This is a genomic window from Paenibacillus sp. YAE3 (assembly GCF_057546105.1).
The window spans coordinates 77,389-101,378 of the sequence record NZ_BAAIYF010000001.1 but is presented as its reverse complement, the minus strand read 5'-3'; the positions used below and the strand labels follow the sequence as shown (position 1 = coordinate 101,378).

The window sequence follows — 23,990 nt, the reverse complement described above, 5'->3', positions numbered from 1 at the left end:
GCCATTTTTAGATTAGGAGTTGACATGGAATGGAAACCTCATCAAAATCAAAGAGAAACCGCCTTTCTTTTACCACATTGGATATCGTGCTCATGGCCATGCTGGCTACAGCCAATGCTGTATTGACCTTTTATTTGTCTTATATCAATAAAATGCTGAACAGCCTGGGCGGCCCTGTAGCGACATCGACCATCGTCGGGGTGTACATGGTTTACGGCCTGCTCGCGTATTATATTATCCGCAAGCCGGGCACGGCTGCCATTACCTACGGCATCGGCGGAGCCATCCAGTGCTTTGTGGGAACGACTTACGGCATCGCGTCCGCGATCGTGGCGGCGCTTTGCTACATGGTGGCGGCGGAGGCCGTTTTTGCGATATCGCGCTACAAGCGCTGGGGGACGGGCATGATGATGCTTGCCGGCGGAGCGATGGTTCCTTTGTGGTTCGTATGCGCAGCCAATATGTTCGGTTACACGGCGTGGAGCTGGCAGGTGCTGGCGCTGACGCTCGTGATGCGTCTTATAAGCGGTATCGTGCTTTGCGGTTTATTGACCAAAATGCTTGGGGACATGCTTCAGCGCAGCGGACTTCTGCGGCGGTTTGCCATCGGAGGGAAGAGAGCCGAGCATGCGCCCGATATCCATTAATTGTTCGAATCTAACCTACTATTATGATGACGAGCGGGAACCCGCGCTGCGGGAGGTGACCCTGTCGATTCCGGAAGGGGAATGGACGGCGGTCGTCGGACCCGGCGGCAGCGGCAAGTCCACGCTGTGCCAGCTGCTGAGCGGTTATTTGCCGCGAAGCGGCGGAGGCACGAGAAAAGGGCGGCTGGAGCTGGCCGGATTGGACCCGGCCGAAGCGGCCATCGCCGACGTCGCGCAGCTGTGCGGCATCGTGTTCCAGGACCCGGACGCGCAGCTGGTCCAGGGGACGCCCGGGGATGAAGCCGCCTTTGGCCCGGAGAATCTGCGGGTGCCGCCGCCGGAAATCGAGCGGCGGGTGGAGGAGGCGCTGGCGGCGGTGGAGCTGTCGGAACGCCGCCATTCGCCGGTGCGCGAGCTGTCCGGGGGACAGCGCCAGCGCACGGCCATCGCCGCGGTGCTTGCCCTGCGCCCCCGCATCGTCGTGTTCGACGACGCCGGGGCCAGCCTGGATCCCGCGGCGCAGAAGCAGTTCGTGCAGCTTTGCCGCAAGCTGCACGCGGAAGGCCGGACGCTCGTGACCGCGTCCGGCCGCTTCGACGATGCCGCGCGCTCCGCAGGGCGCGTCATCGTCCTGGACGGCGGCCGCGTCGTGCTGGACGGGCCGCCGCGGCAGCTGCTGCGCGAGAGCCGGGAGCGGCTCGCGCAGCTCGGGCTGCTGCCCCCTTGGGAGGGGGCAGCGACGCAGGCGGGTCCGGCCATCGGACCGGACCCGCAGGGCGCGGCGCCTCGCAGCGCGGCGCCGCCCGGGGCTGCCGGGGGCTCCGGCAGCCTGCTCGAGATCGACCGGCTGAGCTACGCCTATGCCGGCGCCGCAGCCCCGGCGCTTCATGAGACCAGCTTCGCCATGAAGCCGGGGGAGTGGGGCATCGTCACCGGGGAGAACGGCTCCGGCAAGACGACGTTGACGCGCCTGCTGATGGGACTGCTGCCGGTGCCGCCGGGCTCGGTGTACTGGGAAGGCGAAGATGTCGCTACATGGCGCGTTTCGCAGCGGGCGGCCCGGATCGGTTACGTTTTTCAGCAGCCGGAACATCAGTTTGTCGCCCATACGGTATGGGACGAGCTGGTGTACGGGCTTGGCCGGAAAAAAGGCGGGCCGTCCGAGCCGACCGCCGCTCAGCGTGAAACGGCTGAAGCGCTGCTTAGGACCGCGGGATTGGAAGGAAAACGCGGCGCCTCCCCTTACATGCTGAGCCAAGGGGAAAAAAAGCTGCTCAGCATCATCGGCCAATTCGTCCATCCCAAGGCGTTGTACATTTTGGACGAACCGACGTCCGGGATCGACTTTGGGGCGGCCGAACGGGTGCTCAGGTTATGCCGGGAGAAAACGGCGGCCGGCGCGGCCGTGCTGATGATCACGCATGACCCCGATTTGGCGGAGAGGGAAGCCTCGTTTATGCTCAGGCTTTCTCCGCATAAAACCGCCGATTTCCGGCGGCTCGGGCCGGCGTAAGGCCCTTCCGGCGGTTTCCGCCTCGTCATCTGGAAAGGAAACCTATGTCTGATAACGCTGGCATTCAACTTGCCAAACGCAAATATATTTTGATCGGTATTTTGGTATCGACGTTTCTGTCGGCGATCGAAGGAACGGTGACGGGTCCGGCAGGCCCGGCGATCATCGGCAGCTTCGGAGGCATGAAGCTGCTCAGCTGGATTTTTACCGCCTTCCTGCTGACGATGGCCGTTTCGACGCCGATTTTCGGCAAAGTCAGCGACCTGTACGGACGCAAGCCGGTTTTCCAAATCGGCTCGCTGCTGTTCGTGCTCGGTTCGCTGCTTTGCAGCTTTTCGCAAAACATGGAGCAGCTCATCCTGTTCCGGGCGATCCAGGGGATCGGCGCCGGAGCGATCGTTCCGGTCACGTTTACCATCATCGGCGACGTGTACCGGATCGAGGAGCGCGCCAAAATCCAAGGGCTGATCAGCTCGGTGTGGGGCATTTCCTCGCTGATCGGTCCGCTTGTCGGCGGCTATTTCGTCGACTATTTGAACTGGCGCTGGATATTCGGCTTTAACGTTCCGTTCGGCATCGTTTCCATGTGGCTTATCGCTCGTTATTTCCATGAAAGCCGGGACAAGCGGGAGAAGGTGTCCGTCGACGTGGCCGGCGCGGCGGTATTTACGGTCGGCATGACCGCGTTGTTGTTTGCGCTCGCAACGGGCGGGCAATATTTCAGCTGGAGCTCGCCGCTGCTCATCGGATGTTTTGTTTTGGCGGCCGTGCTTCTTGTCGCCTTCGTTTGGATTGAAAACCGCGCGGCCGAACCGATGCTGCCCCTCAAGCTGTTCCGCATCCGCGACATTTCGGTGTCCACGGTGGCCAGCATTTTGACCAGCGCGCTCCTGATCGGGTTAACCACCTATACTCCGCTTTGGATCCAGGGCGTAATGGGCAAAAACGCGACGCTGTCGGGGCTGACGATGGCTCCGATGTCGATCGGCTGGCTGTTCGGCTCGGTGTTCGGAAGCCGGCTGATCCTGACGGCAGGCTCGCGCAAAACGAGCGCCATCGGCCTTGCCGGCATCGTGATCGGCGCAGCGGGACTCGCTTGGATGAATGGACAAACTCCGCATTACGTGCTGCTGATCTTTACCTTCATCTATGGTTTAGGCTTCGGTTACTCGACCACCGTGTTTACGATCATCGCCCAGTCCTCGGTCGGATATTCGCTGCGCGGAGCTTCGACGGCGCTGAACACGTTCGTCCGTTCCTTGGGACAGACGGTCGGCGTTGCCGTGTTCGGAACGTTTATCAATCTGAGCATGGCCAGCCGGATTGCGAGTCAGCCGGGTCTCGAGCATGTAGGCCAGGAGGACGTGAACCGGCTGCTGACGCCGGAAGGCGGCGCCGATATGCCGCAGGAAGTATGGAATCAACTGAAGCATGTGTTGGAAGGAAGCCTTCATTCGCTGTACATCGTGATGGGAGTCATTGCGGTGATCAGCCTGATTTCCGTCCTGGCGCTGCGCAATACGGTGCCATCGCCGGAAGAGGAAGCGGAAACGGAAAAAGCCTGATTCTCAAGATCGGATGACCAACCAAAAGGCACGGCACCCCATGGGAGAGTTTTTTTTGCCCAGGGGTGTCTTTTTATGTTTTCAGGTTAGGTTTGCCCTCCGGGCATCAGCTTTTCGGCTTGCATCCCCATCTTTTTAAGCAGGCGGATCAGCTCCGCCTTTTCTTCGCCGTTCAGGCCGCTAAAGGCGTGGTCGATCCGGCCGGCGTATCGGGGATACAGCTCGCGCATCAACGCTTCGCCTTCCGGCGTGAGCTCCACGTAGATGACGCGGCGGTCGTTCGAACACGGTCTGCGGTAAATGCATCCGCGTTTTTCGAGTTTGTCGATGACATACGTGACGTTGCCGCTTTGAAGGAGGAGGCTGGAGCCGATTTGCTGGATGGGATGCGCTCCTTTGCAGTACAGCATTTCCATGACGGCAAAGGCCGTCGGATGGAACCCTTCGGACTTTGCGCCGATCGCGGCATGTTCGCTGACGCTTTTGAAGCTTTTGGCGAACGCCCGGTACAGCTGCATAGATAACTCGGTATCGCGTTCCTGTGCGTGAATCATGATACAATCCCGCCTTTTGTTTTATATTTTTATGAAACATAACCGCAGTCTGATCCGTATTGTATTTACATCATACCCTTCGGATTGTGCGAAAAACATGTCATTTGTCACAATCCATCAACTTTGAAACGTTAAAATTTATAGTAAATCCTGTTCCAGTCGGAAGAAGGTCCGGATCAAGGACAGGGAAGGGCAGAGCCGGCCAAGATTTTCGTTTGGAGCGATGGTCGTTGCGACCGGCTTTCGGGCGGTGGAGGAATGTGCGGAAGCTGCTTTTTTGGGGAGGAGAGAAACAGCATGGACATGGAAAGCGCGGAAAAACCGCTGCTGGACGTTGAAATAGAGGAAGCGGGATACGAGGAAGGACATCCGAAGATCCGCCAAATCGCTTTTCGGGTGTATGCCGGAGAGCTGCTCGGGCTGATCGGCCCGAACGGGGCCGGCAAAAGCACGACGATCAAAACGCTGCTGGGGCTGCTGAAATACGCCAAAAGCCGGGTATCGTTTTTCGGCGATTCGGGAAGGTATGCTTACATCCCCGAGCAGCCGGTGTTCCACGACGATTTGACGCTGTGGGAGCATATGGATTTGGCCGCGGCCGTTTACGGTCTCGACTACGAAAGGTTTTGCGGGGAAGCGGACAGGCTGCTGCGCCAATTCGGCATGGAGGAGGTCAAACATGACCTGCCGGGAGGCTTCTCCAAAGGGATGAAGCAGAAAATGATGCTGATGCTCGGATTTTTGAGCGAACCGGACGTGTACATCGTGGACGAGCCGTTTATCGGGCTGGATCCGCGCGCGACCAAGGATTTTCTGCGGCTGCTGGACGAGGAGCGCGCACGCGGCGCGGCGGTGCTGATGTCCACGCATGTGCTGGATACGGCCGAAAGAATCTGTGACAGATTCGTCATGATCTCCGGCGGCAGGACGGTGGCCGAAGGAACGCTGGCGGACATCCGCGATGCGGCCGGGCTGCCCGATGCGTCGCTGTTCGACTGCTTCGATTCGCTGACGTAACGCTTCGTTTCCGGGAAGAGGGGCCATTTTTTCGGAAAGAAAGGACGACACGATGATGACGAGGGAAAAAGAAGGATATCTGTTTCCGAATCCCGCAAGTTTGTTCCGGCGGCGTCTTCGGAGCCATTTCAAAGAAACGGCGGCCGCCTTGCGGTCCGTCGTCGACGATTGGACGGTCTTATTGTATATTCTCGTCCCGGGGCTTTTGCTTGCGGGCCGGTTTTATTACGGGTTTTGGAAGGAACCGCTGCCGGAATGGGCCGGCATGCTGTCGTTCCCGACGGTGCCGTTATCGCTTTTGCTGATCGCCTTGACGGGGGGCATCCTGCTGCTGGTCCGGGAAGGAGATGCGCTGTTTTTGGTGCAGCGCCGGGAATGGCTGCGAGGCATCATGCTTCGGAGCGGTTGGTACAGCATGGCTGCGGCGGCCGTAAAAACGTCGTTTTGTTTCTTCGTTTTGCTGCCGTTCCTGGTCCGGCTGTTTCATGTGGACGGCTTGTATGCCGGGGGATTGCTTGCTATCACGATCGCCTTCGAATGGGTGCTGATGTGGTTCCGCCATCTGGTCAAGGTACAGGCCAAAGGCGTGCGGAGATGGCTGCTTTATGTTCCGTTCGCGGTTTTGCCTTGCGCCGCTTATGTGGGGTTTGTCCTGATGTTCAGGCAGCAGGCCGCCATGCTTTGGACGGGGGCGCTGGCGCTGGCTTTGCTCAGCCTGCTGCTGCTGAGGGCGAGGCTTGGCCTGCGCGGCACGTTCATGGCCGACGTTCAGGAGGATCTTGCAAGACGCACCCGTTTGACGGGGCTGCTGCTCAGCCAGTCGGTCGATCAACCGCGCCGGGTCCGCAGCAAAACATGGATATTCCGGAAATCGCGGCATGTGTTCCGCTCGCGGGAGCCCGCCAAACGCATCGCCGGGGCGATGATCAAATCGCTGCTGCGCCATCCGGGACAACGCTCCCTTTATCTGCGATTCGCCGGGATCAGCTCGATGGTGCTCGTTACGCTTCCGGTGAAGATGCAGATCTTGGCGTTTGCGGCCCTGCATGCCTTAATCGCTTACTGGCTGTTCCTGCAGTGGTCCGCTTTCAGGAAAGATCCCTTTATCGCGCCGCTGCCCTGGCCGGAAGCGGACGGCGTGCAGGCCGGCTTCGCGGCCGTCCGGACGCTGCTGTTTCCGTTTTCGGTATGGGCTTCCGCTCTTGTTCTGTTTTCCAGCTTGAGTCCATGGCTGGCGGCCATTGGTTTCATCCCGCTGGGCATGGCGGCCGGCTGGGCGGTGCCTTATCTCATGCGCATGTTTTTTCTTCATACAAAGATGTAGCCTTCGCGGCCCTGCCCGTTTTCCGATTCTAAAAAACCTCCCGCGGTTTCGTTATGAAACGCGGGAGGTTTTTGAATGCCGCCCTGGATCAGGAAAGCGGACCGCCCCGAAAACGGGGCGGATTATGAAAGGCCGGACGAAGCGGAACGGGCCGCCTCCGCCGCATGCATGCCTGCCGTGTAACCGGTGGAAAAGGCGGCGGTAATGTTATACCCTCCGGTGTAGCCGTGAATGTCGAGAATCTCTCCGCAGAAAAACAGGCCCGGCATCAGCTTGGATTCCATCGTTTTCGGATGGATTTCTTTCAGGTTCACCCCTCCGCCGGTCACAAAAGCTTCCTCGATCGATTTGGTTCCGGTCACCCGGATGACAAACTTTTTCAAGATGTCGATGAAGGATGCCCATTGCTGCTTCGGCAGGTGGGCGAACGTGGCGTCGCCGTCAAGGTTGGCCTTGTTCATGAGCAGCGGAAGCATGCGTTCCGGGATTTGGGCTTTCAGCACGTTTTTGATCGCCTTTTTCGGCTCGGCTCCGAGCTTGTCCCGCAGCATGCGGTCCAAGTCGTGGGGAGGCAGGTCGGGGAACAAATCGACCGCCATGTCGACCTCGTTCACCTTGAATTTCTTTTTCACCTGGCGGATGAACTGGCTGCACCGCAGCGCAATCGGGCCTGAAAGCCCGAAATGGGTGAAAATCATGTCTCCGCGGTGACCGATCACTTTTTTTCCTTTCGGCGTCCATACCGACAATTCGACGTCGCGAAGCGACAATCCCTGCAGCTCCTTCGACGCGATCCAGCTTTCGCGCGAAACGATGGGAACCTCCGTCGGATAGAGCTCGGTGATGGTATGCCCCGCGGCCTGCGCCCACGGATATCCGTCGCCGGTCGAGCCGGTATGCGGCACCGATTTGCCTCCGGTCGCAACGATGACCGCGTTTCCCCGCAAGATGTCCCCCGAAGCGAGTTTTACGCCCGATACGCGATGTTCCGAATAGAGGACCTCCGATACGGGAGTGTCGGTTTTGATGTCCACGCCGAGCCGGCGGACCTCCCCGATCAGCGTGTTGACGACGCTTGCGGCTTTATCGGACACCGGGAACATTCTGCCGTTGTCTTCTTCCTTCAGGGCGATTCCCAAGCCTTCGAAAAACGCCATGATATCGCGGTTGTTGAAATGCTGAAAAGCGCTGTACAGAAAGCGGCCGTTGCCCGGGATATGGGCGATCAGATCCTCGGTTTCCTTAGCGTTGGTCACATTGCAGCGCCCGCCCCCGGAAATGCCCAGTTTGCGCCCAAGCTTGGCGCCCTTGTCGAGCAGCAGCACGGATGCGCCGAACCTTGCCGCCGCGACGGAGGCCATCAGCCCGGCCGACCCGCCGCCGATCACAATGACATCATAAGACTTCAAATTTATTCTCTCCTTTTGACTCCAAACGTGACGGATCGATGGTTTTCATCATGCTCCGCAGGATATTTCAGGGTATATTGTAATATAGTGTAGGCTGTGATTTAATCTACATGTATATTACTTTCGAAAGTACCATCCATCTTCCAAAAAAGCACGATTTTAGTCGTTTCCTCTATAATAAAACATCATGATTTTCGCAAAATTCTGATTTATACTTTATTAAACCAATAGACTTTGTCGCCATTTCATGAAATGGTGGAGCAGAACGATGCCCGGTCCAAGCGACGAACGGGTATTGGCCACCCCGAAGGGAGGATGGATTGCGATTATCGATGCGCTGAAAAATATTATAACACAGGTGCTCATGGCAGGTTCCTTCGCGTTTTTGTTTCCGCTGAGCCTGGACAAATACGTCCGGCTGATCAGCCGGAACAAAAAATTGCGGGCTTCCGGTTTTGAAGTCGTTATCATTATATCCAGCGCCCTGAGCATTTTAATGTGTTCTTTTTTCTCTTCCTCGATGTTTCATCTGATCCCTTTGAATCTGGGCATTTTACCGCTGTTTATCGGCATGCTGTACGGAGGCTACAAAAGCGGGCTTCCCTTGGCCGGGTTGTACCTGCTGTGCGATTATTTGTCGAATGAAAGCTGGTCGCTATCAAGCCTGTTCCTACATACGGGGTTATTGTTTTATCCGCTTCTGGTTTGGATGTCGCCGAGATTCCGGACGGGTACCCTGACCGACAAAATCAATAAGCTGTGGGTCTGCCTCTTGCCCGCAATGCTTCTGTTTACGTCGTCCCCGATCATTGAAGATCCTAACCTGGATTTTTCCGATGCCGGTCCGATTCTCATGCTTTTGTTTTATATTTTGATCACCGTGTTCGCCGGCGGGGCCTTGATCTACATGATCGAATTTGCGCTGGAGAAGCTGCTTTTGACCGAGCAAGTCAAAGGCATCTCCGAAAAATACCTCCGCGAAGAGGAAAAACTCCAGCAGGTAATGGATGTGGCGCCGCTGTGCATGGTGTCGGTGGATACCGAAGGGCGCATTACCAGCGTCAACGAAATGATGATGGGATTGTTCAAAAACCGCTCGCCCGAGCTGACCAAAACCGACGTTTTGGGACAGCCGCTCAGCGTATTCGTCGACATGGTCGAAGAGGACTACATCAACCGCCGAATCGCCCAGGCTTTGAACGGCGTCAAGATGGACAACGAACTGATCCGGATCGGCTCGCAAATCCACTATACGAGCACTTCGCCGCTGACGAACAGCTATACCGGCGAAATCCTCGGGGCCGTGCTGGTCATCCAGGATATTACGGAGCTGGAGAGGCTGCGGACCGAATTGGTCAATGTGGAAAGGCTGAGCCTGGTCGGGCAGATGGCGGCCAGCATTACGCATGAAATCCGGAACCCGATGGCGGTGGTGCGCGGTTTTTTGCAGCTGATGAAGGAAAAAAGCCCCGATTCGCTGGACCATTACTATCGGATCGTGATGGAGGAGCTGGACCGGGCCAACGGCATCATCAACGATTTTTTATCCCTTGCCCAAAACCGGATATCCGAAAAGGAGCAGTGGCATCTTCATCAGATCATCAACGATCTCAGCCCGCTGCTGTGGGCTGACGCGAACCTCCGCGGACAGACGATCGAGCTTCTGCTGGACGAACGGGTGCCGAAGCTCCACCTGAACGCCAAGGAAATCAAGCAGGTGCTGCTGAACCTGGCGCGCAACGGGATGGAGGCGATGGAGGAAAAAGGGAAGCTGACCATCCAAACCCGGTTCAGGGAAAGCGACAACATGGTGGAGCTGATCGTCAGGGATACCGGCGTCGGCATGTCCGAAAGCCGGCTGGAGCGGCTCTTCGAGCCGTTTTTTACGACGAAGGCCAAAGGCACGGGTCTGGGTCTTGCCCTTTGCCTGAGCATCGTGGAGCGCCACGGGGGCAAAATCGACGTGGAATCGGAAGAGGGGAAAGGGACGACGTTCATCATTTCCCTGCCGCTTCACGAATCCTGACGGCAGCAGGGTCCGGACGTCCGGCGCGGGGCTTTATCTTGATTTCGAACCTTGGGAAGGTATAATAGTATTGAATGCAGTCTGATATTTTGCGGATCGAGGAGTGATGAAAGAAATGTCGATGTCTTTTGACAGATATATGAGAGATATGATTCAACCGATGAGAGACGAGCTGACCAGCTTGGGCATCAAAGAGCTCAGAACGCCGGAAGAAGTGGAAACCCATTTGCAGGATGCACCCGGCACGACGCTGGTGGTCGTCAACTCGGTATGCGGATGCGCAGCAGGCCAATGCCGTCCGGGCGTAGCCCTGGCGCTGCAAAACGAATTGGTGCCTGACAATCTGTACACCGTATTTGCCGGACAGGATAAAGAAGCAACGGCCAAAGCAAGGGAATATTTCGCTCCGTATCCGCCGTCTTCGCCTTCCATCGCTCTGTTGAAGGATGGAGAGCTCGTTCATTTCATCGAGCGCCACCAGATCGAAGACCGTTCCGCCCAAGAAATCGCGGAAGATTTGATCGAAGCCTTTGACCGCGTGTGCCGTTAACCGGTTCCGCGTTCGGATTTGCCCCGGATTTTCGGCGTCAGCCGATGTCGGGGCTTTCGTGTTTTGATGCGGGCGTTTCGCGGTACATGGAACACATGCCGGTTCGTTACGCGCGACGTCCATGACACTAGGAAAAGAGGTGGCCGGCGATGAGTCTGCAGGAAGAAATCATTGCAGCATTAGGCGTTAAACCCGTGATCGACGAAGAAACGGAAGTCAGAAAAAGAGTGGACTTTCTGAAAGCGCATGTAAAAGAGGCCGGAGCGACAGGCCTGTTGATCGCCATCAGCGGCGGAATCGACAGCGCCGTGGCCGCGGGATTGTGCAAACAGGCGACCGACGAGCTGTCGGCGGAAACCGGCCGGGAATACATGACGCTTGGCGTTTTCCAGCCTTACGGGACGCAGGAGGACATCGAACACAGCTATGCCGTGGCCCGGGCTTTTGACCTGAAGCATACCGCGGAGACGAACATCGAAGACGCGGTCGGCGAGATTGCGCTTGAAGCCGAGCAGGGACTGAAGCAAATCGGGTTGTACCGCCATTTGTCCCCGCAGGGAAAAGGCAACGTCAAAGCCCGGACCCGCATGGTGATGCAATATGCCCTGGCGTTCGAATTGAAGCTGCTTGTGGTGGGCACGGACCACGCCTCCGAAGCCGTGACCGGATTTTATACGAAATGGGGCGACGGCGCGGTGGACCTTGCCCCGCTCAGCACGCTGAACAAACGCCAGGTTCGTCGGCTCGCGCGTTATTTGGGCGTGCCGCAGGCCATTTTGGACAAGGCTCCGACCGCCGGGCTGTGGGAAGGGCAGACCGACGAAGGCGAGCTGGGCATTACCTATGAGGAAAACAGCGATTACCTCGAAGGCAAGGAAATCAGCCCGGAGGCGCAAAAGCGCCTTGAAAGCTTTTATAGAAGAACCGCGCACAAGCGCAGTCCGATTCCGGGCATTTGAGCGATATCGGGGAGTGAACAGCAGGGACAGGCCGCGGCTGCGGCCTGTCTTTTTGGGTTCGGTCATCTCCGGGTCCGCGTACGGCCTGAATGCGCTTGCCGTTTTGCGAAAGGTCTTTGGGCGGATGCCGGAGACATGCCAAGGGGTTGCGAAAAGTGCAGAAATGTTGCAGGGGCATCCCTTTTCGCCCTCGCGCCTGCCCGTTACAATGGAGAGAAAGATGCGTCGGCTGCCACTTTGTATATGAAAGCGCGTTCAGCTTGAGCTCGCATCGGCCCCGATAACCAACGCGGCATGGCGAAGCTGCCGGTTTCCGGCGGCTTCATTTTCGCGTTTTTTTGCAGCCTGTCCCGGCTTTGCCGAAACGGATCTGCTGGATTCCGCCGGCATACCGTATAATGATGTTGCTTTTGGCACCGTGAGGCTTGGCAAATGATTCATCAGATAAAATATGGACGTAAGGTGTGAATTTCCCGTGCCCAGACATACGTTGTTCCGAAAAATGGTTCTTCTTCTCGTCATGATGCTCGTCCCGATCGTAGGGCTTTACTATTACTCCAACCGTACGAGCACGGAAGTGCTGGGAACGGAGCTCAACCAATCGAACGCAAACCAATTGAGTTTTTTTCAGTCGCAGGTCAATACGAACATCGACCTGTTTTCGCTGTGGCCGAACCTGCTGATCCAGGATCCCGACATTTTCGGGTTCAAAGACATTTTTTTAAGCAGCGAATATTTTAACCTCGATATCATTAACGTGGTGAAACGAATCCAGACCAAGCTCAACATCCAGGAAAGCTCCTCCAACTGGAAAACGAAGCTTTACATATTTTCCCCGTCGCTTGGCAGGGTGGTATCCGACAACGATGTGGACCACTATGACAACGACGATCTCAAGAAGCGGATGAAGCCCGGCTGGCAGGTGAAAAAAATGGGGCAGGGAGACGAGGCGTATTACGTGTTTTCGTTGTTTACGGCTTATCCCTACTCCTCGTTCAGTCATCCGGAGGACGCGAACCTGATCATTGAGCTTCAGTTCGAAAGCGGCAACATCCAGGATATGCTCGACAAATTCAAAAGCGACGGGCGCAGGGATCCCGTATACTTCAAGCCGGGTCTGGGCGTCATTTACAACCGGTCGGCGGACAAGCCGCTGACGGAACGGATTTTGCGCCAGCTGCAGAAGGAAACGCTCCAGGCCGAGGAGAACCGCACGCTCGAGCTCGACGGGCAGACCTACCTGGTCAATGTGGCTGCTTCGGCCACGACGGGCTGGTATCTTGTCGACTATATGCCGCTGAAGGAGATCGTGGCGCCGATTGAACAGTCGAACCGCTTGTTCTATTTTTCGGTAGGCCTCACGCTTCTTTTGGGGTGTCTGGCGGCATACATGCTGTACGCCCAGGTACAGGTTCCGGTGAAAAAGCTGGTCGTCGCCTTTAAAAAGCTTCAGCACGAGGACTACTCCATCCGTTTGCAGGCCAAAGGGAACAACGAGTTCGGTTTCGTGTTCGGGCGCTTTAATTCCATGGTGGAGCAAATCCAGGAGCTGTTCGAAAACGTGTATATGGAACGGATTCATGCCAGGGAAGCGAGGCTGAAGCAGCTGCAGTCGCAGATCAACCCGCATTTTTTCTATAACTGCTTTTCCTTCATCTCAAGCATGGCGAAGCTGGGGAACATGAAGGCGGTCGTGGCGATGTCCCAAAACCTGTCGAGTTATTACCGGTACACCACCCGGCAGGAGCGGGACGTCGTGCCGCTTGCGGAGGAACTGGCATTCGTGCGCAATTATTTGGAGATTCAGAAGATGCGCAAGCCGCAGCTTGAATTTTCCATCGACGTACCGGAAGCGATGCAGCGGTGGGAAGTGCCTTTGCTGGTGGTTCAGCCGCTCGTGGAAAACGCAGTGCTTCACGGCATCGAACCCCGGTCCGGCGGGGGATGCGTCCGGATCGTAGGCGAAATCGGAGCAACCGAAATCCGGATATGGGTCGAGGACGGGGGCAAAGGCATGACCGGCCCGGAATTGGAGGAGCTGCGCCGCTCCTTGTCCCGGCCGATGAACGAAGAGACGGGCTGCGGTCTTTGGAACGTGCGGCAGCGCATGCTGATCCGCTACGGCGAGGACGCAGGCCTCAGGTTTATGCCGTCCGCCCTGGGCGGAGTGAGGGCTGAGCTGTACTGGCCGGCCGGGCAGGAAACGAAACGGACAGTTACGCAAAGGGGAGGACATGCATGATCGAAATTTTGCTGGTGGACGACGAATCCTACGTCACCGAAAGTATTGAAGCCACGATTCCTTGGAACGATCTCGGCGTCGAGAAGGTGTACCGGGCCGATTCCGCGGAGGCGGCCCTGGCGGTTCTGCGCGAGCAATCCATCGATATCGTCGTGACGGATATCCGCATGCCCGAGATCGACGGCCTGGAGCTGATCGAACGGATTGAGCGGGAATGGCCGCATATCCGCTGCATGGTGCTGACGGGGTACTCGGATTTTGAATATGCAAAAAAGGCGCTGCAGCTGCAGGCGTTTGACTATATCCTCAAGCCGGTCGACGACGAGGAGTTTATCCGCAGCCTTACGAACGCGATCGAAGCTTTGAAGGACGAATGGGAGGCCGCCGAAAGATACCATAAGCTGGCCTACGCGGTCAAATCGGGTTCCCCCGTGCTGAAAACGAGCCTGATGCATGATCTGGTATTAGGACGAACCTGGTCGGAGCGAACCGTGGCGGACAAGCTGGCCCAATACGACATCGGGATGACGGTGGACGAGCCCGCCGTGCTGCTGATGATGCAGCTTGGCGGGCAGTTCGCGCACTACGATCATCATTCCATGTCCTTGATGGAGTATGCGGTCGGCAACATCGCGGAAGAGGTGTTTGCCGACTCCTTTGCGATTTGGATCTGCAAAGCCCCGCATGACGGACTCGTCATGCTGGCGTCGCCCCAGCCTTCCTTCCGGCATCGCATCGAGCGGTCGCCGGACTTCGAATCGCTGCGGAGACGGCGGCTGCACGAGCGGGCCGAAAGCTTCCGCGAGCAGGTTAGCCGTTATTTGAAGGGCGACATCCGAATGGTCATTTCGGACTGGTTCCGGTTCCCGCACGGGGTGGCCCAGGCTTACCGGTCGGGGCTTGGAAGCATCATGATGTCCGGGTGCGACGGAGCGGGGGCCATCATGTATTTGGAGGATTTGCAGGCCGGGCATGCCCGGCCGGTCCAATCCATCGAGTCGCTGTATAAGCCGCCGACGCTCATCCATCTGCTTGAATCGAAGCAATGGGACGCGGCGCGCAGCAAGGCGGACGAAGTGTTTAAGGATTTGCGAAACACGAACTACACCCGGGAGCACCTGTACGAGGTGTACCTCCTGATGACCAATGCGTTTATGTACATAGCCCACAAGCAGGGGCAGTTTGCGTACCAGATCGACCATTCGGGCTTTGACCTGATGCATGACCCCAGCATGGTTCTATCGCTCGATAAGCTGAAAGGATGGGCCGAAGCCATGCTGGCGAAGCTGCGGACGGAGCTGTCGGCGAGCGACCGGTATACGAGGAGCTATATCATTCATCAGGTGCAGGAGCTGGTCTCCAGGGATTTGGGACAGGACACGTCCGTCAAGACGATTGCGGACAAGGTCTTTTTGCACCCGGTTTATTTGTCCAAAATCTACAAAGCGGAAACAGGCGAAAGCCTGGGGGACTACATTATCCGCATGCGCATGGAACGGGCGCTTTACCTGCTGAAAAAAACGAACAAAAAGATATACGAGATCACCGCCGAGCTCGGTTACCAAAATCCGCAATATTTCAGCAAAATGTTCAAAAAGCATTACGGCCTCAATCCGAACGAGTTCAGGGATCAGTAACTGGTTGCAAAAGGTGCAGAAATGTTCGAAGAATGACATGGGACGGAAAATCGGACGCCTCTATAATGAAACATGTAGCAAGATCTATAAAGGGGGAGCGACATGAAGGCTTATACGAAAAAAGCATGGATGCTGGCTTCCAGCCTCGTGCTGGTCAGCGCGCTGTTCGCCGGATGTTCGGGTTCCAAGGGCGGAGAGGCTGCCGACTCGGCGCAAAATCCGCCGGCCGCATCCGGAAGCGAAAACGCTTATAAAGAAAAATACGATCCACCGGTCACCATCACCACCGTTTGGGGCGTGGATCCGGAGCTGAAATTCAAGAACGGGGAGACGATCGAAAACAACGTCGCCACCAAATGGGCCAAGGATACGCTTGGGATCGACATCAAATCGCTTTGGTCCGTGACCGACACGAACAACGCTTTTGCGACCAAACTTCGCCTCGCGATGTCCTCCGGCCAGGAAATGCCGGACGTGGTGACGATCGGCGATGCGCAGCTGGCGCAGGACCTGATCGATTCGGGCATGTTCCGGGAGGTGGGATCGCTGTTCGACAAGTATGCATCGGATACTTGGAGGAAAGCGATGGAGCAGGATCCGAACGTGTGGAACCCGTACATCCGCGACGGCCAAAAAATGGGCATTCCGGTGCTGGATTATGCGTACAACCACGATTATTTGCTGTGGATCCGGAAGGACTGGCTCGACAAGCTCGGCCTGGCGGCTCCGAAAACGATCGATGAGCTGGAAAAGGTGATGGATGCCTTCAAAAACAAAAACCCGGACGGCTTGAAGCCGGACGAGGTCATTCCGCTCAGCATCGGGTTCAAGACGACGATGAATACATGGATGGGCGATCCTTCCTGGATTTTCGGCGCCTATGGCACCATTCCGCAGCAGTGGAACAAAGGCCAGGACGGCAAGTTGGAGTACGGCTCGATCAACCCGGCCATGAAGCCGGGACTGCAGAAGCTGAACGAATGGTTCAATAAAGGGTATATCCCGAAGGAAGCCGCGCTTTGGGACGAAAACAAAACCTCGGAACCGGCGGTGGCGGGCAAGGCGGGGATCATCCCGGGGCCTTACTGGATGAGCGGCTGGCCGCTTTCCGACACGGTGAAAAACGCCAAAAACGCGGTCTGGGAGCCGATTCCTCTGCCCGCCGGTCCGGACGGCAAGGCCGGGCGCCACGGGACGCTGTTTACCAACGGCGTGACGCTGATCAACAAAGACATGAAGCATCCGGAAGCGTTTTTTACGTACCAGAACTACATGTATGACAATCTGGCCGATTCCAAACCGGGCGGCGTATTCGAAAACGGCTTGTTCAAAGGCTACGACTACGATTTCGACGCGAGCGGGAAACCGCTGCGGTACGACCAAATTCCGGGAGGTTACGTCAATAGCCTGCGCTACCTGCTCGTTCGGGACGGCGCGCGCATTCCGGACGCCCAAATGAAGGCGCTCCTGAATCTGGCGGACGGCAAGGAAGCGACGACCCGCCTGGAAAAAGAAGTGAAGCTTAACTACGGCCTTGAAACGCCGGCGGCGGCCAAAGTGCTGATGTCCCAGGAAGGCATCGCTTATCCGAACATGTACACCGGCCCGACGACGGCCACCATGAAATCCAAGCTGGATTACCTCAATAAAATCGAAAACCAGACCTTCAACGAAATCATTTATGGGAAGGAAGGCGTAGAGGCCTTCGACAAGTTCGTCGAGCAGTGGAAAGCCTCGGGCGGCGATCAGATGACGAATGAAGTGAACGACTGGTATTCCAAGCTGGGCAAATAACCGGCAAAAGGCAAACGGGCGGCATGCGATGGCATGCCGCTTTTTGATGTGCAGCCGATTCCCGACAGGGCTTTCCGCAATTGGTTGCAATAGTGCCATTTATGTTGGTTTTATGGGCTACAGGCCGCTTCGGGCCCCTTGCTATAATGTCGGTACCTAGTAGGAGATAAGCAATCATGAGGGGGAAAACGCGCATGAACCGTTTAAAAAGAAACTGGCCGCTGCACGCGATGGTGCTGCCGGCGCTCGTGTTTCTCATTATTTTCAGCTACGTGCCGATGGCAGGGATCGTCATGGCCTTTCAAAATTTCAAGCCGTGGCTCGGATTTGCGCATTCCGAGTGGGTCGGGCTGGACAACTTCCGGACCTTGTTCGCGCGGCAGGACAGCATCGAGGTCATTTGGAACACGCTGATCATCTCGGCGCTCAAAATCGTCCTGAACCTGGTGGCGCCGTTTACGTTTGCGCTGCTGCTCAACGAGGTGAGAAGGGCGTTTTTCAAGCGTTTCGTCCAGACGCTCGTCTATTTGCCGCATTTTCTGTCCTGGGTCATCCTCGGCGGCATTTTGCTGGACTTCCTGTCCACGGACGGCGGCTTCCTGAACCGGATTTTAAGCTCCTGGTTCGGCATTCAGCCGATCTTTTTCCTCGGCGACAACAACTGGTTCCGCTTTACCGTGATCGTTTCGGACGTTTGGAAGGAATTCGGCTTCGGGACGATCGTCTTTCTGGCGGCGCTGGCGAACGTCAATCCGTCGCTTTATGAGGCTGCCGAAGTGGATGGCGCGTCCCGCTGGAAGCAGACGCTGCACATCACCATCCCGTCGATGCTGCCGATTGCGGTCGTCGTCGGCACGCTGGCCCTCGGCAACATTTTGAACGCAGGCTTCGACCAGATATTCAACCTGTACAACCCGCTTGTGTACCAAAAAGGGGACATCATCGACACCTTCGTGTACCGTACGGCGATTTTGAACGGGGAGATGGGGCTCGGAACGGCGATCGGATTGTTCAAGTCCGTCATTTCGATGGTGCTGATCCTGATCTCGTACCGATTGGCGTATAAGCTGGCGAACTACCGGATTTTCTAAGAGGGGGACATAAAAGCATGTATCATAAAACCGCTTCATACCGCTTGTTTACCATTTTCAACACGATCCTGCTGCTGTTCCTGTCGCTCGCGTGCATCATTCCGCTGCTGCATGTGCTCGCGGTTTCGTTCAGCGCCAAGTCGGCGGCGGACGCCAACCTCGTCGGCCTTTGGCCGGTACAATTTTCGACCGAAGCCTATAAAAAAACGATCGACAACCCGATCTTTTTGCATTCCATCTGGGTGTCCGTCAAACGGACGGTCATCGGGACCGGCTTGACGCTGCTGCTTGCCTTTCTGGCGGCATATCCGTTGTCGAAGGAACCGCGCGTGTTTAAGGCGAGGACCGCTTATTCGTGGATCTTCGTGTTCACGATGATTTTCAGCGGGGGGCTGGTGCCTTTTTATATCGTCATCCAAAAGCTTCATCTGATCAATTCCTTCTGGGTGCTGGTGCTGCCGGGAGCGGTTAACGTTTATCTGACGATTTTGCTGCTCAACTTTTTCCGGGGCATCCCGAAGGAGCTGGAAGAAGCTGCTTTTATCGATGGCGCCGGTCATTTTCGCACGCTTTTTGCGATTTATCTTCCGGTTTCGCTTCCTTCCATCGCGACGCTGGCTTTGTTCAGCATGGTGTTTCATTGGAATTCCTGGTTCGACGGGCTTCTGTACCTGAACAATTCCAAGTCGTTTCCGCTGGCCACCTTTCTGCAGACGGTCATTGTGCAGAAGGACATGAGCTCGATGAGCATCGATCCGAAGGAAGTGGCGCTGCTGTCCCAAAAGACGGTCAACGCGGCGCAAATTTTCATCGGCGCGCTGCCGGTGCTGCTCGTCTATCCGTTTCTGCAGAAATATTTCGTTAAAGGCCTGGTTTTGGGATCGGTTAAAGAATAAGGAGGGATGGGCATGGAACCAGCTTGGATCAAGGGCATGGACGTATCCTTTCTCGACGAGATCGAGCAGGGAGGGGGCGTTTTTCATGACGCAAACGAAAGCGGGGATGCGCTGCGCATCCTCCGAGATGGCGGCGTCAATTCCATCCGGCTGCGGATCTGGAACGACCCGCCCGGAACGTATTGCAATCTGGAACGGACCCTTCTGATGGCCAAAAGAGTGAAGGCGCTCGGGATGCAGCTTCTGCTTGACTTCCATTATTCGGACCGCTGGGCCGATCCGGCGAACCAATGGAAGCCTGCGTTATGGACGGACCTCCAAGGCCGGGAACTGGAGCAGGCCGTTTATGACTACACGTACGAAGTGCTTGCCGTGCTGCGGGCGGGAGGCGCGCTGCCGGACATGGTGCAGATCGGGAACGAAATAACGTACGGCATGCTGTGGCCGGACGGCAGGATCGGAGCTGCAGGGGATCCTGGCGCGGCTGACGGACAGTGGGCCCGATTGTGCGGCCTGCTGAAGGCGGGCATCGGCGCCGTACGGGATACGGATGAGTCCGTCCGGATCATGCTGCATATCGACCGGGGCGGCGATCCGGAAGGGAGCAGGTCGTTCTTCGACCGGATGGAAGCGGAAGGAATCGATTATGACGTCATCGGTCTGTCTTATTATCCTTGGTGGCACGGCCCGTTGGAGCAGCTAAGCCGTAATCTGGACGATCTGGCGGCGCGGTACGGCCGGGACCTGATCGTCGTGGAGACGGCTTACCCGTGGACTTTCCGTGCCAAGGAGGGTTTTCCCCTCATCGTAGAGAATGATGAGGCATTGCCCGCCGCGTATCCGGCCACGCCGGAGGGGCAGGCGGCGTACATGAAGGCATTCGCGGACGTGATCCGCAGAACGCAGGGCGGCCGTGGGATCGGGTTTTATTATTGGGAGCCGTGCTGGATCCCGTCGAAGAGGGAGTGGTCGGTCGGCCACGCGAACAATTGGAGCAATCTTACGCTGTTCGATCACGACGGCCGCCCGCTGCCTGCGCTGTACATTCCATAACTGAAACGAGGTAGTTATACATGGTGAAAACTTATCCGCCCATCAGCCCGAAAATTACCGGGTTCATGCATGGGGCCGATTATAATCCGGACCAGTGGCAGCATAGTCCGGAAGTGCTCGAGGAAGATATCCGGCTGATGAAGCTGGCGAAATGCAACGTGATGGCCGTGGGCATCTTTGCCTGGGCCGCCCTGGAACCCGAAGAGGGGACGTTTACGTTCGAATGGCTGGACCGGGTGCTGGACCGGTTTGCCGCGAACGGAATTTACGCGTGGCTTGCAACGCCAAGCGGCGCTCGGCCGGCATGGCTGTCGCAGCGGTATCCCGAGGTGCTGCGGGTTTCCGAGAACCGGGTACGCAATTTGCATGGAGGACGGCACAATCACTGCTACACTTCGCCAGCTTACCGGGAGAAAACCCGCATCATCAACACGAAGCTGGCGGAGCGGTACGCCAACCATCCGGCCGTGGTCGGCTGGCACATCTCCAACGAATACGGCGGAGAATGCCACTGCGATTATTGCCAGGAAGCGTTCCGCGAATGGCTGAAAAAGCGCTACGGCACGCTTGAAGCGCTGAACCGCGCCTGGTGGACGGCGTTCTGGAGCCATACGTACACGGACTGGTCGCAAATCGAATCTCCCGCCCCTCACGGGGAGAAGATGGTCCATGGTCATAATTTGGACTGGAGACGGTTCGTGACGGACCAAACGGCGGATTTCTGCAGGGCCGAAATCGCCCCGCTCAAGGCGATCCGGCCGGATCTGCCGGTGACGACCAACATGATGGACTGGTTCGAGGGCCTGGATTACCGCAAATTTGCCGACATGCTGGACGTCATCTCCTGGGACGCGTACCCGACCTGGCATGATACGCAGGAGCCGGGCAAGCTTGCCGCCTGGTTCTCGTTCAATCACGACCTGTTCCGTTCGCTGAAGGGCGGGCGGCCGTTCATGCTGATGGAAAGCACGCCGAGCCTGACGAACTGGCAGCCGGTCAGCAAGCTGAAACGGCCGGGCATGCACCTGTTGTCGTCGCTGCAGGCGGTGGCGCACGGTTCGGACACCGTGCAGTATTTTCAGTGGCGGAAAAGCCGCGGTTCGAGCGAGAAATTTCACGGAGCGGTCGTGGACCATGTGGGTCACGAGCATACGCGCGTATTTCAGGATGTGGCCGAGCTGGGCGGGCTGCTGGAAACGATCGCCGAGGTGACCGGCTCCGGCGTTCCGGCGGAGACGGCGATCATCGCCGACTGGGACAACCGCTGGGCCGTGAAGGATGCGCAAGGACCGCTGAACCGGGGCATCGACTACGAAAACACGGTGATGCAGCACTACCGGGCCTTGTGGAACATGGGCGTACCCGTGGACGTCATCGGCTCCGAAGACGATTTTTCCAGGTATAAACTGATCGTGGCACCGATGATGTATCTGTGCACGGAGCAAGCCGGCGCCGCCCTGAAGACGTTTGTCGCCGGGGGAGGCACGCTTGTCGCCACGTACTGGTCGGGGATCGTCAATGAAAGCGACCTGTGCCATTTGGGCGGATTCCCCGGGCCGCTGCGGCAGGTGCTCGGCATTTGGTCCGAGGAGATGGACGGCCTGCATGAAGGCGAGCGCAACGAGATGGTATGCCTCAAAGACAACGCATTGGGGCTTGAAGGATCATACGGGTTATACGACCTGTGCGATTTGATCCACCCGGAAGGCGCCCGGGTGCTTGCCGAATACGGCGACGATTTTTATGCCGGGCGTCCGGCGCTGACGGTTCATGCTTACGGGGAAGGCAAAGCGTATTATTTGGCATCGCGGGCGAAGGAGCCGTTTTACGCCGATTTTTATGCTCGGTTGATCCGGGAGGCCGGGGTCCGCCAAGCGATCGATACGGAGCTTCCCGAAGGGGTCACGGCACAGCTGAGATCGGACGGCGGCACGGACTACGTGTTCGTTCTGAACTTCAGCGGCCGGGTGCAGCAGGTAAAGCTCGATTCCAGGCAGTACACCGACGTGTTGAGCGGGGAAACCGTAGAGGGCGGAATGGAGCTGAACAAGCACGGTTTCCGGATCTTGAAAAGGAAGACGAGAAATTTGCTTTAGGGATGAAAGGCGGGGCCGTCCATGGCTCCGCTTTTTGTATGCCCGATGGGGATACGGCAGCCTGGCATAAGCCTGCGGCGAATACGCCGCCAAAGTTTTCGTTTATGGCGCCACTCGTTCGAACGAACCCGAAATACGGGCTGCACCCTTTGCTTTGTTGAGGCTGAAAATCAGCCACAAGCAGTGAAGAAGCAGGATCGCGAGGACGACATAATCCATTACGGAAACCGACCGGCCGTCAGGGCCGAGAAATTGGATCAGGTTATGGATGAAATGATAGAAAATCAGCGGAAGGATGTTTTTGTTCTTGACGATGAGCAGGGCTAGGGCAGCGCCCGTCAGCAGGGCGTAAACAAGCTGAACTACCGTGTCTTCGGCGCTTTGTCCCGACAACATGTTCAGCATATGCGTGACGGAGAACAGTAGGCTAGAGGTGATGACAGCGGCGGTAATGCTTTTTTTGCGTAGCAGAATATGCAGGATCAGACCCCGGTACACCGTTTCCTCCACGAAACCGACCAGCAAGGTGAAAAAGACGAAAAACAGAGCCTCGCGGACCGAAACGGTTCTAAACCCGTTCAAAGCGATGCATCCCAGCACCAGGACAAGCGGGAGGTAGTAGACCAAATTTTGTCCCGGAATGGCGTTTAACGGCAGGAAGCCGTAACGGCGCCAGCTTTTTTTCCATGTCAGGCCGATCAGCAGGACGATCGAAATCGGAATAAAAGCGATCAGCACGGGCGCGGTGTAGCTCAGCTTCTGAACGGTGGCGTAGGCTCCGGCGGCGAACATGGCTACAAGGAGCAGCAGTTCGATCAGGACGACGCTGAGGATGGGGCGTTTTTCCGAAAAAGGGACGTTAAGGTTTACCGGTTTGACCGTTGTTCTCATGGCTCGATTCCTCTCCTTTAAGCAATTGATCCACATAATCTTTTAACATAAGAAAAAAATGCCTTCCGTACGACAGCACGGAAACCCTGAAGTAATGCTTCTGCGGGTCGGGAATTTCCGCAAGCTCCCCGGCCACGATCTCCTCGACGGCCTGCAAGCGGCCGATCTCCCGGTACAAGTTGTATCGGCATTCATGAAGGCGAAGCCTGCGGGTTTCATCATCCAAATAATCATAGAAAAAGACTCTCAGCAAAAATTCGTTCCGGTCCAGCGTGAGCGGCTTTTCGAGCCATTGCATGAAACGGCTGCGTCCTTCGGGAAGAAGGGAATATATCTTTTTGTTTTTGCTGCTGCCTTCTTCTTCCGTGACGGATATCCATTCTTTTTCGGCCATGCGCTTCAACGCCGGATACAGGCTGCCGTAGCTTGCTTTGTAAAACATGCCTACGGACAGGTCGATGGTTTTCTTCATCTCATACCCGCTCATGTCTCCTTCCATCAATAAACCCAAAATAATGTATTCGATCAATGCAGTTCACCTCTAATGTATCGATTCGATGTATCGTTTTGATATAAATATAGCGGCGAAGCAGTCGAATCGTCAAGGATATTTTTAACAAAAATTTCCGTGCTGATTCCGTCGGAAATATGGCCGGCATGGACTCGCTTCCCAGGATGTCTCCTGCTACAATAGAGTTTGTATGTCACGGAAGGAAGGTGTGGTCC

The 23,990-nt window shown here is 56.8% G+C and carries 19 protein-coding genes; 15 read left to right on the top strand and 4 right to left on the bottom strand.

Annotation, left to right across the window (positions count from 1 at the left end):
* Positions 1 to 29: 29 nt before the first annotated feature.
* Genes AC27KL_RS00415 through AC27KL_RS00405 form a run of 3 tightly spaced genes read left to right on the top strand, consistent with a single transcriptional unit; the run spans position 30 to position 3,725 of the window.
* Positions 30 to 647, top strand: a complete 618-nt coding sequence (locus AC27KL_RS00415; protein ID WP_339323370.1) for an ECF transporter S component — start codon at positions 30 to 32, stop codon at positions 645 to 647.
* Positions 628 to 2,160 (top strand): ABC transporter ATP-binding protein, encoded by a 1,533-nt coding sequence (locus AC27KL_RS00410; protein WP_339323371.1) that lies wholly within the window; start codon positions 628 to 630, stop codon positions 2,158 to 2,160. Before AC27KL_RS00415 ends, AC27KL_RS00410 begins: the two co-directional genes overlap by 20 nt.
* A 44-nt stretch (positions 2,161 to 2,204) precedes the next feature.
* Entirely contained in the window at positions 2,205 to 3,725 is a 1,521-nt protein-coding gene (locus tag AC27KL_RS00405; protein WP_487168415.1) for an MDR family MFS transporter, read from the top strand.
* An 86-nt stretch (positions 3,726 to 3,811) separates the two neighbouring features.
* Here the strand turns inward: AC27KL_RS00405 and AC27KL_RS00400 are convergent, their stop codons facing one another.
* Positions 3,812 to 4,279: a MarR family winged helix-turn-helix transcriptional regulator gene (locus tag AC27KL_RS00400; protein ID WP_212950024.1), complete on the bottom strand. Its 468-nt coding sequence runs from the start codon at positions 4,277 to 4,279 to the stop codon at positions 3,812 to 3,814.
* 297 nt (positions 4,280 to 4,576) lie between these two features.
* Between AC27KL_RS00400 and AC27KL_RS00395 the strand changes: the two genes are divergently transcribed.
* Positions 4,577 to 5,296, top strand: coding sequence for an ABC transporter ATP-binding protein (locus tag AC27KL_RS00395; protein WP_487168414.1), 720 nt, complete (start codon positions 4,577 to 4,579; stop codon positions 5,294 to 5,296).
* Between the two features lie 52 nt (positions 5,297 to 5,348).
* Entirely contained in the window at positions 5,349 to 6,620 is a 1,272-nt protein-coding gene (locus AC27KL_RS00390) for an ABC transporter permease (RefSeq protein ID WP_487168413.1), read from the top strand.
* Positions 6,621 to 6,742: 122 nt separating this feature from the next.
* Here the strand turns inward: AC27KL_RS00390 and AC27KL_RS00385 are convergent, their stop codons facing one another.
* A complete protein-coding gene (locus tag AC27KL_RS00385) occupies positions 6,743 to 8,029 on the bottom strand; it encodes a BaiN/RdsA family NAD(P)/FAD-dependent oxidoreductase (protein ID WP_487168412.1) in 1,287 nt (428 codons plus the stop codon).
* A 268-nt stretch (positions 8,030 to 8,297) separates the two neighbouring features.
* Between AC27KL_RS00385 and AC27KL_RS00380 the strand changes: the two genes are divergently transcribed.
* The 10 genes from AC27KL_RS00380 to AC27KL_RS00335 all read left to right on the top strand — a co-directional run bounded on the left by AC27KL_RS00380 (position 8,298) and on the right by AC27KL_RS00335 (position 22,373).
* Positions 8,298 to 10,055, top strand: coding sequence for a two-component system sensor histidine kinase NtrB (locus AC27KL_RS00380; protein WP_487168411.1), 1,758 nt, complete (start codon positions 8,298 to 8,300; stop codon positions 10,053 to 10,055).
* 115 nt (positions 10,056 to 10,170) lie between these two features.
* Entirely contained in the window at positions 10,171 to 10,605 is a 435-nt protein-coding gene (locus tag AC27KL_RS00375) for a BrxA/BrxB family bacilliredoxin (protein WP_036707403.1), read from the top strand.
* Between the two features lie 149 nt (positions 10,606 to 10,754).
* A complete protein-coding gene (gene nadE / locus AC27KL_RS00370; RefSeq protein ID WP_487168410.1) occupies positions 10,755 to 11,564 on the top strand; it encodes an ammonia-dependent NAD(+) synthetase in 810 nt (269 codons plus the stop codon).
* A 475-nt stretch (positions 11,565 to 12,039) separates the two neighbouring features.
* Positions 12,040 to 13,806 (top strand): sensor histidine kinase, encoded by a 1,767-nt coding sequence (locus tag AC27KL_RS00365; RefSeq protein ID WP_339323379.1) that lies wholly within the window; start codon positions 12,040 to 12,042, stop codon positions 13,804 to 13,806.
* On the top strand, positions 13,803 to 15,443 hold the full coding sequence (locus tag AC27KL_RS00360) for a response regulator (protein ID WP_487168409.1): 1,641 nt from the start codon (positions 13,803 to 13,805) through the stop codon (positions 15,441 to 15,443). Before AC27KL_RS00365 ends, AC27KL_RS00360 begins: the two co-directional genes overlap by 4 nt.
* Before the next feature lie 129 nt (positions 15,444 to 15,572).
* Entirely contained in the window at positions 15,573 to 17,237 is a 1,665-nt protein-coding gene (locus AC27KL_RS00355) for an extracellular solute-binding protein (protein ID WP_487168756.1), read from the top strand.
* A gap of 194 nt (positions 17,238 to 17,431) precedes the next feature.
* Entirely contained in the window at positions 17,432 to 18,328 is an 897-nt protein-coding gene (locus AC27KL_RS00350) for an ABC transporter permease (RefSeq protein ID WP_339323382.1), read from the top strand.
* A gap of 17 nt (positions 18,329 to 18,345) precedes the next feature.
* Complete coding sequence (locus AC27KL_RS00345; protein ID WP_487168408.1) at positions 18,346 to 19,224, top strand: carbohydrate ABC transporter permease; 879 nt, start codon at positions 18,346 to 18,348, stop codon at positions 19,222 to 19,224.
* A gap of 12 nt (positions 19,225 to 19,236) precedes the next feature.
* The gene (locus AC27KL_RS00340; protein WP_487168407.1) at positions 19,237 to 20,277 is read left to right on the top strand and encodes a glycoside hydrolase family 53 protein; all 1,041 of its coding nucleotides are present in this window, start codon (positions 19,237 to 19,239) and stop codon (positions 20,275 to 20,277) included.
* Between the two features lie 20 nt (positions 20,278 to 20,297).
* Positions 20,298 to 22,373, top strand: a complete 2,076-nt coding sequence (locus tag AC27KL_RS00335; RefSeq protein WP_487168406.1) for a beta-galactosidase — start codon at positions 20,298 to 20,300, stop codon at positions 22,371 to 22,373.
* 102 nt (positions 22,374 to 22,475) lie between these two features.
* Here AC27KL_RS00335 and AC27KL_RS00330 read toward each other — a convergent pair whose 3' ends face one another.
* Complete coding sequence (locus tag AC27KL_RS00330) at positions 22,476 to 23,264, bottom strand: CPBP family intramembrane glutamic endopeptidase (protein ID WP_487168405.1); 789 nt, start codon at positions 23,262 to 23,264, stop codon at positions 22,476 to 22,478.
* Positions 23,233 to 23,793 (bottom strand): helix-turn-helix transcriptional regulator, encoded by a 561-nt coding sequence (locus AC27KL_RS00325; RefSeq protein WP_487168404.1) that lies wholly within the window; start codon positions 23,791 to 23,793, stop codon positions 23,233 to 23,235. The genes AC27KL_RS00330 and AC27KL_RS00325 overlap by 32 nt, the downstream gene beginning before the upstream one ends.
* Positions 23,794 to 23,990 lie beyond the last annotated feature (197 nt).

What these genes read in the sequence shown, in the direction of transcription:
- AC27KL_RS00410 (WP_339323371.1), top strand. Translation starts at nt 628, where the DNA reads ATGCGCCCGATATCCATTAATTGTTCGAATCTAACCTACTATTATGAT.
- AC27KL_RS00345 (WP_487168408.1), top strand. Translation starts at nt 18,346, where the DNA reads ATGTATCATAAAACCGCTTCATACCGCTTGTTTACCATTTTCAACACG.
- AC27KL_RS00350 (WP_339323382.1), top strand. Translation starts at nt 17,432, where the DNA reads ATGAACCGTTTAAAAAGAAACTGGCCGCTGCACGCGATGGTGCTGCCG.
- AC27KL_RS00375 (WP_036707403.1), top strand. Translation starts at nt 10,171, where the DNA reads ATGTCGATGTCTTTTGACAGATATATGAGAGATATGATTCAACCGATG.
- AC27KL_RS00395 (WP_487168414.1), top strand. Translation starts at nt 4,577, where the DNA reads ATGGACATGGAAAGCGCGGAAAAACCGCTGCTGGACGTTGAAATAGAG.
- AC27KL_RS00405 (WP_487168415.1), top strand. Translation starts at nt 2,205, where the DNA reads ATGTCTGATAACGCTGGCATTCAACTTGCCAAACGCAAATATATTTTG.
- AC27KL_RS00400 (WP_212950024.1), bottom strand. Translation starts at nt 4,279, where the DNA reads ATGATTCACGCACAGGAACGCGATACCGAGTTATCTATGCAGCTGTAC.
- AC27KL_RS00360 (WP_487168409.1), top strand. Translation starts at nt 13,803, where the DNA reads ATGATCGAAATTTTGCTGGTGGACGACGAATCCTACGTCACCGAAAGT.
- AC27KL_RS00355 (WP_487168756.1), top strand. Translation starts at nt 15,573, where the DNA reads ATGCTGGCTTCCAGCCTCGTGCTGGTCAGCGCGCTGTTCGCCGGATGT.
- AC27KL_RS00380 (WP_487168411.1), top strand. Translation starts at nt 8,298, where the DNA reads ATGCCCGGTCCAAGCGACGAACGGGTATTGGCCACCCCGAAGGGAGGA.
- AC27KL_RS00415 (WP_339323370.1), top strand. Translation starts at nt 30, where the DNA reads ATGGAAACCTCATCAAAATCAAAGAGAAACCGCCTTTCTTTTACCACA.
- AC27KL_RS00330 (WP_487168405.1), bottom strand. Translation starts at nt 23,264, where the DNA reads ATGAGAACAACGGTCAAACCGGTAAACCTTAACGTCCCTTTTTCGGAA.
- nadE (WP_487168410.1), top strand. Translation starts at nt 10,755, where the DNA reads ATGAGTCTGCAGGAAGAAATCATTGCAGCATTAGGCGTTAAACCCGTG.
- AC27KL_RS00390 (WP_487168413.1), top strand. Translation starts at nt 5,349, where the DNA reads ATGATGACGAGGGAAAAAGAAGGATATCTGTTTCCGAATCCCGCAAGT.
- AC27KL_RS00340 (WP_487168407.1), top strand. Translation starts at nt 19,237, where the DNA reads ATGGAACCAGCTTGGATCAAGGGCATGGACGTATCCTTTCTCGACGAG.
- AC27KL_RS00335 (WP_487168406.1), top strand. Translation starts at nt 20,298, where the DNA reads ATGGTGAAAACTTATCCGCCCATCAGCCCGAAAATTACCGGGTTCATG.